The 264-nt window shown below is 34.1% G+C and carries 1 protein-coding gene; it reads left to right on the top strand.

The features are described 5' to 3' along the window. Nucleotides 1-51: 51 nt before the first annotated feature. A partial coding sequence (locus LI149_RS15825; protein ID WP_227143628.1) for a DUF6070 family protein occupies nt 52-264 on the top strand: 213 nt, incomplete at its 3' end.

Genomic DNA, 264 nt, shown 5'->3' with positions numbered 1-264 from the left:
CAAAATCGAATTACGGAAAAAGAAGAAAAGAAAGAAACCGTAGAATCTGAAATGAATGCAGAAGTAAAAAAAACAGCGCAAACTTTTCGGTCTGTTTATATGAAGGAGAAGTCGGAGTTAAATACATTAAAGGTGAAAAGAAAAATTATCAATTGTCTGGAAGAAAAAGGATATGCGGCAGTAGATTGTGATAATCAGATTGATATGGTCAATCGTGAAAAAGTAGAAGAATTTTGCAAAGCAGCGGAGAAAGAAGAACAGGCA

This window comes from Dorea sp. 210702-DFI.3.17, from assembly GCF_020560825.1.
GTDB classification, from domain to species: Bacteria; Bacillota; Clostridia; order Lachnospirales; family Lachnospiraceae; genus Dorea; species Dorea formicigenerans.
This window is presented reverse-complemented; position numbering and strand designations above follow the sequence as displayed.